The organism is Acinetobacter sp. CIP A162 (assembly GCF_000367905.1).
Taxonomy (GTDB): domain Bacteria; phylum Pseudomonadota; class Gammaproteobacteria; order Pseudomonadales; family Moraxellaceae; genus Acinetobacter; species Acinetobacter lwoffii.
The window spans coordinates 231,252-243,613 of the sequence record NZ_KB849158.1 but is presented as its reverse complement, the minus strand read 5'-3'; the positions used below and the strand labels follow the sequence as shown (position 1 = coordinate 243,613).

The following is a 12,362-nucleotide window of genomic DNA, read 5'->3' as shown; positions in this document are numbered from 1 at the left end:
GTAATTCAGATAAGGAATTTTACATGGGCATCCGCATTACGGGTACGGGCTTATTCCATCCGGAACACGTCATCACCAATGAAGAATTAGTTGAAAGTTTAAATGCTTATGTGGAACTGTTTAATCACGAAAATGCTGACAAAATCGCTGCAGGCGAAGTTGAAGCGCGTCGTGGTTCTAGTGCAGACTTTATTGAAAAAGCATCTGGCGTACAACGCCGTTATGTCGTAGAAAAATCAGGTATTCTTGATCCAAAACGCTTACGTCCAAATTTACGTGAACGTGCAGATGATGAAATTTCACTGCAAGCAGAATGGGGCGTAATCGCAGCCAAGCAGGCGATGGAAAATGCCGGTGTGACTGCCGAAGATATTGATATCGTGATCCTGTCATGCTCGAATTTGCAACGCGCTTATCCTGCCGTAGCCATCGAGATTCAAACCGCTCTAGGTATCAAAGGCTATGCCTATGACATGAACGTGGCGTGTTCTGCAGCAACATTTGGTCTGAAACAGGCTTATGATGCGATCAAAGCAGGCGCGCGCCGTGTGTTATTGGTCAATGTAGAAATTACCTCTGCACATACCGATTTCCGTTCACGTGACTGTCACTTTATTTTTGGTGATGTGGCAACCGCTTCAATTATTGAAAATACTGACAGCAAAACCGGTTTTGAAATTCTAGATTCTGAGTTGTTTACCCAGTTCTCGAATAACATCCGCAATAACTTTGGTTTCTTGAATACCTCTGAAGATGCTGACATTGACGACAAACGTTTCCGTCAGGATGGTCGTAAGGTATTTAAAGAAGTCTGTCCACTGGTTGCGAAAATGATTACTGCGCAACTGGAAAAGAATCAGATTGAGCCGACAGGTGTTAAACGCTTCTGGTTACACCAGGCCAATGCCAGTATGAATGAACTGATTCTGAAACTGGTCGTTGGTAAAGAAAATGCCAAACCTGGTCTGGTACCGATCATTCTGAATGAGTTTGCCAATACTTCTTCTGCCGGGGTGATCATCGCCTTACACCGTACTGCACATGAAGTTGAAGATGGTGAATACGGCGTGTTGTGTTCATTTGGTGCGGGTTATTCGGTAGGTTCGATTCTGGTCCAAAAGCGCGTGGCATAATCCGCAATAAATAGAGAGTAGACAGATTGCAGGCCAAGCATGACGGGCAGTGGATCAGGCGCTTAAGTGCCTTCTCCAAGTTATATTTTACCCCGACATTTTTAGGGGCTGAGTATATGGATGCCAGTCGACCTGCAATGTATGTCGGTAATCATTCCATGTATGGCATCTTTGATGCGCCGATGCTGATTGATTACCTCTACAACGAACATAAGGTGGCTGTGGTCAGTATTGCGGATCATAGCCATTTTTATGTACCGTTATGGCGTGAAGCCGTGAAGAAGTTTGGGGCAGTCGATGGCATCCAGCATTATGTACGTGCTGTGATGCAGCAGGGTTATTCTATTCTGGTGTTTCCGGGAGGTGGGCGCGAAGTACTTAAACGTCAGGGTGAACAGTATCAACTGATCTGGAAGCAGCGTTACGGATTTTTAAAGCTGGCTCAGGAATTCAACTATGATATTGTCCCTTTTGCCGCGCTCGGTGGGGATGAAGTCTATGAGATTGGCTTTGATGCCAATAAGATCATCCAGCATAAATATTTTCAAAAACTCCTCAAAGTACCACAACTCAATAAATTACTACGTCAGGGCGATGTGATTCCATCTTTGCCTAAACGATTATTCCCAAAACGCCTGCCATTTTATTTTCAGTTTATGCCGCGACAATCGATTGCTCAGGTTCAGACTCAGGAAGAGCTGATTGCATTTCGACACAGCTTGCAGCAACATATTTATACCGGCTTGGCCGAGCTTAAGGCGCTACGTCAGCAAGACTAAAAAAGAAAAATTCTTCCTGTAAAATCTAGGCTATGATCTATTGAAATGTTCTATTTTTAGCAATGAGGATGCATGGACGGTTTTATAGTGCAAGTGATGCCATAATGTATTTTTAAATGTTCACTGATTGGCGATCAAGGACTCAGCATGATCCAATATAAAAATAAGATGATTCTAAGATGACCGAGGTGCACGTATGGAACAGGAAAGCTTGGTAGCATCTTTAAGGTTATTGGCACAACAATGTTTACGGATTTCTCCAGAGCTGAACCAGCTTTATCTTGACCAGATGGCGATGATTGGTCATCTGAATGCACAAAATTTAATAAAAATTCAGCAGGATCAACACCGGATTGAATTGGTGGATGGCCTGTTTTATATCCAGTTTCATACTCCCTATGCACTAGACTCTGGAGCTGCACCTGCTTTGGTTGACAGTCATTTTTATTTTCAGCAATGTAAGGCAGAAGCCCTGGAGGAATTCTTTTTACAGGATATCTATTTCCTGACTGGCGATTTAAAACCACAGCATTCGCTGTATTTACGCGACAAAGCCAAACAGTTACGTCAGCTTATCCTGGCTCAGGTTTATGCGTGGGTTAATGGCCTGGAACGGGTGTCCGAATTTTTGCAGCAAATGTCGATTGTTCAAGCTGAGATTATCGACCAGCAGCTGATCAAGGCCGGGTTGTATACAGCACCTGTCATGCAAAACTTTATTCAGGATGAACAAGAGATTCCACAGCAGATTCTTGAAAGCTTGCAACAGGCTTTTTCTTTGGAGTGTCTACAGCAGGCTGAATTCCTGTCGATCCAGTCATTGATGGACAGTCTGGATGAGTTCTGTTTTAGCGCCGCACAGTTTTTGCCTCCGGCGATGTTCCGGATTATGTCGCTGTCTTTTGAAGAGCGCTTTAATTTGCATGAACTGAATGATCACACCGATGATATCCGCTTGCTGTATCGGCATGCTGAGGAGCAGAGTAACCTGCTCGGTTTTGTCCGTCTGATGAACCGGGACGTGTGGCATCGGGATGATTTATTATCCAAACGGAATTTCCTGGAAAATCATCCGTATTTATGGCAGAAAAAAGTAGCCCGATTGCCACTTTTTGACTGTCATCGTGCCGTGAACTGGATCTTTAAGCAACCGGCCGAGGTACTGGACTGGATTAGTAATAATATCCAGCATAGCAGTGTGCGGGTCGCAGTAACGGCCTTAAGTTTTATAGACAGCCATCATATACATCCACAGATTATTCTGGTGACTTTACAATATTTTCAATATGTCTCGGCGCGATTGTTTATTCATAGCATGCATGCATATGCAATCCAGCACGACTGGTTTCAGCACCAGCATAATCAGGCGGTGGTATTAAAAGGCACACGCCAATCGATTGAGGATCAACGGATTGCGATTAGTCCCTCAATTCTGTATCTGGATGAATGGATGGAGCTGCTGCGCAATGTGGTCAAAATGGATGATCAGCTGACCAAAAAGGTTTATCTGAACTTGAGCCGGATGATGCAGGCTTATATGCAGTATTTATATAAAATTACGGCGCATTTGCCAGATGAGGTTCTGGTGTATATTCAGCCTCCAAGCCAGCAGAACCGTGATTTCTATAATGTTCTGCACCGCTATCGAATTCCTTTTACTGAGTTCAGGCAGCTATTTTATTTGCAAAGCGGGCATGTACGGGAGTCGCTCTTTGACAGTTATGTGCGTGACTATCTGGTAGAGTATTTTTCCAGCCATACAGAAATACCGAAAAATCTGAGCTGGACCAGTTTGTTTAATCAGGCGGTCGTCTGGCATGATCAGATTCAAAAGCAGGAAATGATCGCCAAGCTGAAAAAACAGTTTGCACTGGTGAACTGGACGCCAATCACTCAGGTTTCATTTTTACTGTATTTCAACTGGCGTTTTGAAGAGCTTAAAACTTTGGATCGGATTTTAGAGGAATCTAAAATTTTCAGGAACTGTCTGGCGGCAAGCTATGCTCAGCAAATTGTGGAAAGGCAGTATGTGGCCTTTCGCATGTCTCATCCCGCTGTGCACCTACCCTTAATCTTGGGGTGTCAATTGGTGAATGGACAGGTGATTTTTGATCAGCTGGAATATCCGAATAACCAGAAAGCAGAAGCCGAATACAGCAATATCGCCATGCATTTTATTAATTGGCTCAACTTGCAGGCCTGACAATTCAATACAGCTTGTTTTCCGCCATGACGCTTAACTTTTCCGCTAAAAATCGTTAGGCTATAGCCGTTCTTTTACGGTGTTGCTCTTATGAAACAGGAAACTGCCCTTAAGTTACTCAAAGCAGGAGAGAATGTCTTTTTAACCGGTTCTGCCGGTGCGGGAAAAACCTATACGCTGAATCAATATATTAACTATTTAAAGGCGCGTAAGGTCGCCGTCGCAATTACCGCATCGACCGGTATTGCAGCCACACATATGAATGGTATGACCATTCATACCTGGGCAGGCATTGGTATTAAAGACTTTTTGTCTGAAGAAGATTTAAAGCGGATGAAAGAGCGAAAATACTTAAAAGAACATCTGGAAAATGCGCAAGTCCTGATTATTGATGAAATTTCCATGCTGCATGCCAAGCAGTTGAATCTGGTCAATCAGGTACTGAAATATTTCAAGGAAAGTGATGAAGCTTTCGGTGGTATTCAGGTGATTGTAGCAGGGGACTTTTTCCAGTTACCGCCAGTCGGTAAAAATGATGAGCGCAACCGGGACAAATTTTGCTTTATGTCGGATGCCTGGGTTGAAGCCAAGTTCCGCGTTTGCTACCTGACTGAGCAGCATCGTCAGGGCAATGATTATCTGAATGATATTCTGAATGCGATTCGTGCCCAGGCGATTAGCCATGAACATCGCACGGCTTTACAGGCCACCCGACATCAAGAAATCGGCGAGACCTATACGCGCCTGTATACGCATAATATGGATGTAGACAGTATTAACTTTAAACATCTGAATGAAATTGACAATGATCCACGCCAGTTTGACGCGCAGTGTGATGGCAATGAAAAGCTGATCGAGACTTTAAAATCGTCAGTGCGAGCGCCTGAAGCCTTAACCCTGAAAAAACATGCCAAAGTCATGTTTGTGAAAAACAACTTTGATATGGGTTATATCAATGGCAGTCTGGGCGAGGTGATCAGTTTTGAGGAAGATGATGAATATGGCGTGCTGCCCAAAGTCAAACTGACCGATGGTACTACACTGGTGGTTGAGCCTGAAACCTGGTCGGTAGACAATGAGGCCGGTAAAACCATTGCCAGTTTCCAGCAGATTCCATTGCGTCTGGCCTGGGCAATTACCATTCATAAATCACAAGGCATGACCCTGGAAGCTGCTGAAATTGATCTGAGTCATACCTTTGAAAAAGGTCAGGGCTATGTCGCCTTGTCCCGTTTGAAAAGCTTAAATGGCTTACGTTTAAAAGGCTTTAATGAACAGGCTTTGGAGCTCGACAGTCTGGCGATTAAAGCTGATCGCCGTTTTCAGGAACTTTCTGATGAAGCCGAAGCGAATTTTGAAAATGTCGATTTGACTGCGCAGCACAAAGCCTTTATCCGGCATTGTGGCGGGACTTTGAATGAAGTTGAAATCCAGCGCAATGAAAAGAAAATTTCCAAGAATGCTGGAAAACAAAGCTATGCCACGGCAACGCTAGACGAAACGCGTGAACTGTTTGAAGAAGGTTATGAAATTGCCGATATCGCGACTGAACGTGGTTTGACTCCGGCAACCATCATCAATCATTTGGGACGTTTGCATAAAGAGCAGGGGCTGGATATCTCGCTTGCGCATCCGGGTGAGGAAGTGGTGGAACAGGTTCGCAAGATTTATAAACGTCTGACCAAGCGTCAAAACTCGGAACATTTTAATGATGACGGTTCTATTAAGCTGCGTCCGATTGTGGAATTGACTACGCCTAAAATGGCTTATGACCAGGTGCGTTTGGCACTACTATTTGTAGAATAATTATCACAATGATGTTTAAGAGTTCTTAAGATGCACAGTTTATTTGTATACGGCACGCTTCGTCCCCAGCAACCCAATGCCCATGTCATGGAACGGATTGGGGGAAGCTGGAAAGCCGGTTATATTCGTGGGCATTTGCAGCAGCGTGGCTGGGGTGCTGAACTGGGTAGCCCGGGTATTCAGCTCAGTGATTCGGGTGAGACTGTTCAGGGTTATGTATTCATATCCGAGAATCTTCCCCAATATTGGGATGAGCTGGATGCATTTGAAGGCGATGAATATCAACGTATTCCGGTTAAAGTATATTTGGAAAATGGTGAGATGATAGAAAGTTTGGTCTATGCTTTGAAAGATTAGACTGGTAGGTGTCATTTATTGAATTTCAAATTTTTATCAGGTCACCGCTTTTAAAAATCATTCACTTTCCTTTGCTTGAATTTTGAAAGATCGAATTAATAAAGTATTCCGTTGATCTGATAATATCTTCTGAGCAAGCCTGAAGCACTGCTTTAGAGCTTAGCGCAAGATAATCAACGGGTGGTCTGCATATTTCCGGTCATGTGATGTATTTTTGAGAAATTATTGCATACTGGGAATACGCGCTGATGATTTGTACATTTATTGTGTACTAATCAATAACGATAAAATCCCAGCCGCAATTAAAGGACCGACTGGAACACCGCGTAATACTGCTACACCAGCCACTGTGCCTAATAACAGTCCGGCCACCACATCTGGCTGATTTGACATCAGCTTCACTCCACGTCCGCCCAGCCAAGCAACAAAAACCCCAATCGCGATTGCCAGCAAAGACTTCCAGCTCAGGAAAGATTTGAGAATACTTTCTCCTGAAATTTTGCCACTGGCAATCGGTGTCAGAACACCGATGGTCAGAATAATAATGCCGATATTTAAACCATGCGCCTGTACATAAGGCAATAAACTGCTGAGAGGCGTGATTTTCAAAACGATTAACACCGCTGCAGCAATGGTGACGGCGCTATTGTGACTGAAAATACCGCAAGCCAGTAAAACCAAAAGAACAATCAGATTCAGATCAAGTTGCGACATAAGCGGGAGAGAAAGAATGAAAAATAAAGCTATTGTAGAGCTTTTCAACGCATGATACCTAGAAAACAGCGGAAGAAACCAAATTCATGACTGTTTCAGGATAGAATGCATAGGTCTTCACTCGATACAGGTATAAACAGATGCTATTGGAAAAAATGTTGCAGTCACAAGGTTTCGGCTCCCGCAAGCATTGTCAGCAACTGATTAAAAATGGTGCTGTTTCAATTCAAGATGAAGTGGTTGACAATCCTAAATATAACCTGGATTTAAATCATTTAAATTTCGAGGTTTATGGTAAAAGTCATACCTATCGGGAAAAAGTTTATATCGCCTTAAACAAACCACAAGGCTACGAGTGTTCGCATCAGGCGACGCATCATTTTAGTGTGTTTGACCTGTTTGATGACATTTTGCTGAATCGGGGGATTCAGTGTGTAGGCCGTCTGGATCAGGATACCACCGGACTATTATTGCTGACCGATGATGGACAGTTTCTGCAAGCGCTCACCCATCCGAAAAAGCATGTCGCCAAAGTTTATCAGATGCAAACTGCGGATGCCGTCACGGATGAACAGATTCAGCAACTAGAACAAGGTGTTGAATTAAGAAATGAAAAAGGCATTTTTTCAGCTACCGAAGTGACACGATTGGCTGAAAATCGTCTGCAAATGACCATTCATCAAGGCGTCTATCATCAGGTGAAGCGCATGCTAGCTGCCGTAGGCAATAAAGTGGAACAGCTACATCGTGCACAGATTGGTGCTTTGGCCTTGCCTGAACTGGCTGAAGGAGAATGGCTGTATTTAAATGCTGAACAGGTGGCACAGGCCAAATTCCGCTCAGAATAATAAATTTTTTATTCGCTTGAAATGTGATGAAAAAGATTAGGACTTATTTCAGGAAACAGTGATAAGTCTGAAATTCATCATCCTTTATAAATCCCATAGATTCGTACAATTTATGCGATTGATAATTGTTTTTTTGGGTTTCCAGGGTGATTCTTAAGGCCTGTTCATGTTTGGCAAATAAAATCGCGGTATCAATCAGTTGTTTGGCTGCGCCCTGACGCCGAAAAACCGGGGTGATATAGACATCATCCAGAATATAATAAGTCGAGCAAGCCACCGAAGAAAAACCCAGATACAGGATAATAAAGCCGGTAAAAGTGTCATCTTTGGTATTAATGAAAATGACGGTCTGTCCATCTTCAAAACGCTGTTTTAAAAATTGGTAAGAGAGTTCAGGATTGGAAGACGTACCATAAAACTGTCGATATTCATCAAATAATACCGCCAGCTGATTCAGGTCTGCTGACTGGGCGCGTCGTACGAGCATTGCATACTCCATGCTAATTTTTTATTGATTATCAGCATCAAGCATAGCGAAGTTTGTGAGTGGCAGGCTTTAGAAATTGTTTGGAAATGCAACAATGTTAAATTTTGTCGCTTTCACCCAAAATGGCATTCAGTTCTTCAAATAAATCAAGATGATCATCATCCAGCTGGATCTCCTGATCATCCAGCAGATTCAGGGCAGAACTGGAAAGCGCATTTTGCTCGGTTTTCGCTTCATTTTGTTTTAGCTTGCGCAGGCGAATCAGTTGTTCCAGGTTGATATTCTGGTTTTCAATCGAGAAGGGGATCGATTTGGTAATCACCACTTGCTTGAAAAAAAGACGCACTGCCTGAGCTGGCGTAATCCCCAATTGCTTAAATACCGCAAAGGCTTGTTTCTTCTCTTGCGAGTCCAAGCGAATTTGATAAACTTCAGTTTTTCTCATAATATTTTTAAAGCTTTAAATTACTTAACTTTTCGCCTTTATTCTAATCAATTACGTTTGAAATTCAATCTTAAAGCGACCGATTTTGGAAAATAATCTGTAATGACAAGAGATTTACAGTGTCAATTCAAGTTGCGAGCTGAAATTCATGCTTTTCTGCGTGATCGGATCGATGAATTGAATATGTTTGGCCAATAAACTTAAAGGTGCAGAAAAATCATCTTCCGCCTTGTGCGCTACCTGTGGATAAAAGGGATCATGACGGATCGGAATACCCAGATGATTCAAGTGCACCCGTAATTGATGCTGCTTGCCAGTATGTGGTTTTAGCTCATATTTGGCCCATTCTGTATTATGTTCCAGCAGGTCGATCGCCGTCTCGCTATTCGGCGTTCCGTCTAGCACGTGCATGGTATAAAAGGGCTGTCCCTTTTCCATTCTTAATCGCGTGATCAATGGAAATTTTAAATCAGGTTGATAGGCCGCAATCGCATGATAAGTCTTCTGCACTTGACGTGTGGCAAACATCTGTTGATATAGGCCACGTGATTCCACACGTTTGGAAATCAGGACCACACCTGCCGTTTCACGATCCAGCCGGTGAATAGGCGTTAAATGCTCATTGCCGGTCTGTTTTTTAAGACGAACCAGTAGCGTTTCCTGCACATATTGTCCGGTCGGACTCATGGTCAAAAAATGCGGTTTATCGACTACCATGAAATGCTCATTTTCAAATAAAATCTGATGTTGAAAAGGAACATGCACTTCATGTGCCAAAAAACGGTAATAAAAACAGTGACTATTGGCCTGAAATAGGCTTGCTGTAGTTAATTGATTGCCCTGAGCATCATAGACCAGACCTTCGGTGAAACGGGACTGCCATTCATCTGTTGCGATATGCGCAAATTGTGTGCATAAATAATCAAAAACTGTCAGGGGCGCATCCGGACTGGCTGGCAAAAAAACTTTACTGGCACTGACCCCATTCAGCATGGGCGGGTTAAATTCAACAGTCGTTTGCATGGCAGGCAGATTAACCTCTTAAGGAACAGATGCTGTGAAAAAATACAGTTTCTCACACAGGTGAATAGGCTTTTAAAGCGTGGCGATGCTATCATATTTATTCTTTTGCATCATGTCGTGAGTAATATGCCTTATTCATTTAATGTCACTTTAAATCATGAAGACGATACCCAAAAACTAGCCAAGGTTCTGGCGGAAAATTTCCCTGCGGGGGTCGTGTATCTGATTGGTGACCTAGGGGCAGGAAAAACGACGTTAACACGTTATTATTTGCAACAGCTGGGTCATAAAGGTTCAGTGAAAAGTCCAACTTATACACTGGTCGAACCCTATCAAATTAATGGTCAGGATATTTTTCATTTTGACTTGTATCGTCTGAATGATCCGTATGAACTGGAACTGATGGGCATCCGGGATTACCTGGAAACACCGAATGCGCTATTTTTATTTGAATGGCCATCCAAAGGTGGCGATGAAATTCCGCAAGCTGACCTGATTATTGAAATTTTAAAATCTGAAGATGAACTTACCCGTACTGCAAGCCTGATTTCATCGAATCTTGCTTTACGAGAGGCTCTGGAGCGTCAATTTTCACATGTCGAATGATTTAAGTCTGCGCCGTATTCGTGCCCTTGATCCTGCACTTGCCAACCAGATTGCCGCAGGTGAGGTGATTGAACGTCCGGCTTCTGTGGTCAAGGAGTTACTGGAAAACTCGATTGATGCGGGGGCGACAGAGCTGATCATTCGGGTCGAACAGGGCGGCAGTACTTTAATTGAAATCATCGACAATGGACGCGGAATTCATCATGAGGATTTACCGCTGGCCGTGATGCGTCATGCCACCAGCAAAATCCAGAGTGCTGATGAACTGTATGCGATTAGCAGTCTGGGCTTTCGTGGCGAAGCACTGGCGTCGATAGCAGCAGTTTCACGCCTGACCATGATCAGCAGTCAAAGTGACGAGGGTATCGGTTATCAGGTCGAAGTCAATGGCACGGCTTTTGATCATCAGGAAATTCAGGCTGTTGCGGCCTCAAAAGGGACGCATATCCGGGTTCAGGATTTGTTTTTTAATGTGCCTGCACGGCGTAAATTCCTGAAAAAACCGGGCACTGAATTTGGTCATATCGAAGAAATTGTGCGCCGTATGGCACTGACGCATTTTGATATCCGTTTTGTGCTAGAACATAATGAAAGCATCAAACTGAATTTACCCGTGGCGGATAGCGGCGCTTTGCGTTTTCAGCGGGTACAGCAATTGCTTGGCCGCCAATTTACTGAAAATGCCTACTGGATGGATGCAGACAGTATCAACATGCGTTTGTCTGGCTGGCTTGGCCATCCTTCAGATGCACGTGCACAGGCTGATTTGCAGTATGTCTATGTAAATGGCCGGATTGTCAAAGACAAAACCATTTCCCATGCCTTACGGATGGCCTATGACGGCATCCTGCATGGGCATCAGCATGCGGCTTATTTACTGTTTTTAGAAGTTGATCCAGAAAATGTGGATGTAAACGTCCATCCGACCAAGCATGAAATTCGCTTCCTGAATCAACGTGAAGTACATGAGTTCGTACGGCATTATGCCAAAGAAACGTTGGCACAATTCCAGACCGCAACTGCAGATTTAGCCGAGGCAATGAAACAGGATGAGCAGCCTGGCTTGACGGCCCCGCAACCGCGTTATCAGGAACAGTTCAGCCTGCATCAGACTGCGCATTCTCAGCCACAGGTGGTGAGAACGACATCTGCCTTAAGTGAAAATGAAACTTCAGATGTGCTGACCGATTTTGCATCTTCAGGTCCACAAACAGTGCATTATTCCCAAGATTACCGTAAATCTTATTCTGGTTCACAGCAGCTGAATAATGCCTTGCAAAGTTATTTAGCACCGCTCAGAGAAAGTTCGGAAACCGAAGTATTTAGTCCTGAGCAGTCTTTTCAGACACATGTAAAGGCCAAAGTGGATGAGCATCCATTGGGCATTGCCATTGCCCAGTTACATGGTATCTACATTCTGGCACAAAATACCGAAGGTCTGATTATTGTCGATATGCATGCGGCGCATGAACGTATTGTTTTGCAGCAAATGAAATCAGCCTGGGATAAACCTGAATTCTGGACGTCACAGCAACTACTGATTCCAAAGGTCGTAAACATTAGCCGGATGCAGGCGATGCGGGTAGAAGAGCTGAAAGAGCAACTCGCACGTTTGGGTCTGGAAATTGATCAGTATGGTGATGAGCAAGTCATTGTACGTGGCGTGCCGGCTATTCTACACAAGGCGGATTTTGATGCCCTGATTCCTGAATTATTGAATGATTTAGATCCGGGGGATCAAGCACAAAGCCTATTGCAGAAGCGTGACCAAATTTTGGCGGGAATGGCCTGTCATGGTGCAGTGCGAGCGCATCGTATCCTAAGTTTGTCTGAAATGAATGCTTTATTACGGCAGATGGAACAAACCGAATTTGCCAGTCAATGTAATCATGGTCGTCCGACTTGGCGCGCCTTTCCATTGGCTCAACTAGATAAACTTTTTGCTCGAGGAGAGTAGTTTT

Annotated in this window: 12 protein-coding genes; 8 read left to right on the top strand and 4 right to left on the bottom strand. The window is 43.8% G+C overall.

Translation table 11 applies throughout. The annotated features are described in order from the left end of the window. The first annotated feature begins 23 nt into the window (after positions 1 to 23). The 5 genes from F995_RS03775 to F995_RS03755 all read left to right on the top strand — a co-directional run bounded on the left by F995_RS03775 (position 24) and on the right by F995_RS03755 (position 6,278). The gene (locus tag F995_RS03775; protein WP_004645496.1) at positions 24 to 1,133 is read left to right on the top strand and encodes a beta-ketoacyl-ACP synthase III; all 1,110 of its coding nucleotides are present in this window, start codon (positions 24 to 26) and stop codon (positions 1,131 to 1,133) included. Between the two features lie 26 nt (positions 1,134 to 1,159). Further along, positions 1,160 to 1,912 carry a 1-acyl-sn-glycerol-3-phosphate acyltransferase gene (locus tag F995_RS03770; RefSeq protein ID WP_026055750.1) on the top strand — a complete coding sequence of 251 codons (753 nt, stop codon included), beginning with the start codon at positions 1,160 to 1,162 and terminating at the stop codon, positions 1,910 to 1,912. A gap of 196 nt (positions 1,913 to 2,108) precedes the next feature. Then, positions 2,109 to 4,115 carry a hypothetical protein gene (locus F995_RS03765; RefSeq protein WP_004645493.1) on the top strand — a complete coding sequence of 669 codons (2,007 nt, stop codon included), beginning with the start codon at positions 2,109 to 2,111 and terminating at the stop codon, positions 4,113 to 4,115. Positions 4,116 to 4,205: 90 nt separating this feature from the next. Beyond that, entirely contained in the window at positions 4,206 to 5,921 is a 1,716-nt protein-coding gene (locus tag F995_RS03760) for an AAA family ATPase (protein WP_004645492.1), read from the top strand. Positions 5,922 to 5,951: 30 nt separating this feature from the next. Next, the gene (locus tag F995_RS03755) at positions 5,952 to 6,278 is read left to right on the top strand and encodes a gamma-glutamylcyclotransferase family protein (protein ID WP_004645491.1); all 327 of its coding nucleotides are present in this window, start codon (positions 5,952 to 5,954) and stop codon (positions 6,276 to 6,278) included. 261 nt (positions 6,279 to 6,539) lie between these two features. Here F995_RS03755 and F995_RS03750 read toward each other — a convergent pair whose 3' ends face one another. Further along, positions 6,540 to 6,992 carry a DUF441 domain-containing protein gene (locus tag F995_RS03750; RefSeq protein ID WP_004645490.1) on the bottom strand — a complete coding sequence of 151 codons (453 nt, stop codon included), beginning with the start codon at positions 6,990 to 6,992 and terminating at the stop codon, positions 6,540 to 6,542. A 140-nt stretch (positions 6,993 to 7,132) separates the two neighbouring features. Here F995_RS03750 and F995_RS03745 point away from each other — a divergent pair, with 140 nt between their 5' ends. Further along, entirely contained in the window at positions 7,133 to 7,840 is a 708-nt protein-coding gene (locus tag F995_RS03745; protein ID WP_004645489.1) for a pseudouridine synthase, read from the top strand. Between the two features lie 43 nt (positions 7,841 to 7,883). On the opposite strand, the gene F995_RS03740 is transcribed toward F995_RS03745, so the two are convergent. The 3 genes from F995_RS03740 to F995_RS03730 all read right to left on the bottom strand — a co-directional run bounded on the left by F995_RS03740 (position 7,884) and on the right by F995_RS03730 (position 9,795). Continuing rightward, positions 7,884 to 8,327: a GNAT family N-acetyltransferase gene (locus F995_RS03740; RefSeq protein WP_004278907.1), complete on the bottom strand. Its 444-nt coding sequence runs from the start codon at positions 8,325 to 8,327 to the stop codon at positions 7,884 to 7,886. A gap of 97 nt (positions 8,328 to 8,424) precedes the next feature. Next, a complete protein-coding gene (locus F995_RS03735; protein WP_004645487.1) occupies positions 8,425 to 8,772 on the bottom strand; it encodes a type II toxin-antitoxin system RelB/DinJ family antitoxin in 348 nt (115 codons plus the stop codon). Between the two features lie 114 nt (positions 8,773 to 8,886). Continuing rightward, positions 8,887 to 9,795: a pseudouridine synthase gene (locus tag F995_RS03730; protein WP_004645486.1), complete on the bottom strand. Its 909-nt coding sequence runs from the start codon at positions 9,793 to 9,795 to the stop codon at positions 8,887 to 8,889. Between the two features lie 126 nt (positions 9,796 to 9,921). On the opposite strand from F995_RS03730, the gene tsaE reads away from it, so the two are divergent. Next, positions 9,922 to 10,401: a tRNA (adenosine(37)-N6)-threonylcarbamoyltransferase complex ATPase subunit type 1 TsaE gene (gene tsaE, locus F995_RS03725; RefSeq protein ID WP_004645485.1), complete on the top strand. Its 480-nt coding sequence runs from the start codon at positions 9,922 to 9,924 to the stop codon at positions 10,399 to 10,401. Further along, entirely contained in the window at positions 10,391 to 12,358 is a 1,968-nt protein-coding gene (mutL, locus tag F995_RS03720) for a DNA mismatch repair endonuclease MutL (RefSeq protein WP_004645484.1), read from the top strand. Before tsaE ends, mutL begins: the two co-directional genes overlap by 11 nt. Positions 12,359 to 12,362 lie beyond the last annotated feature (4 nt).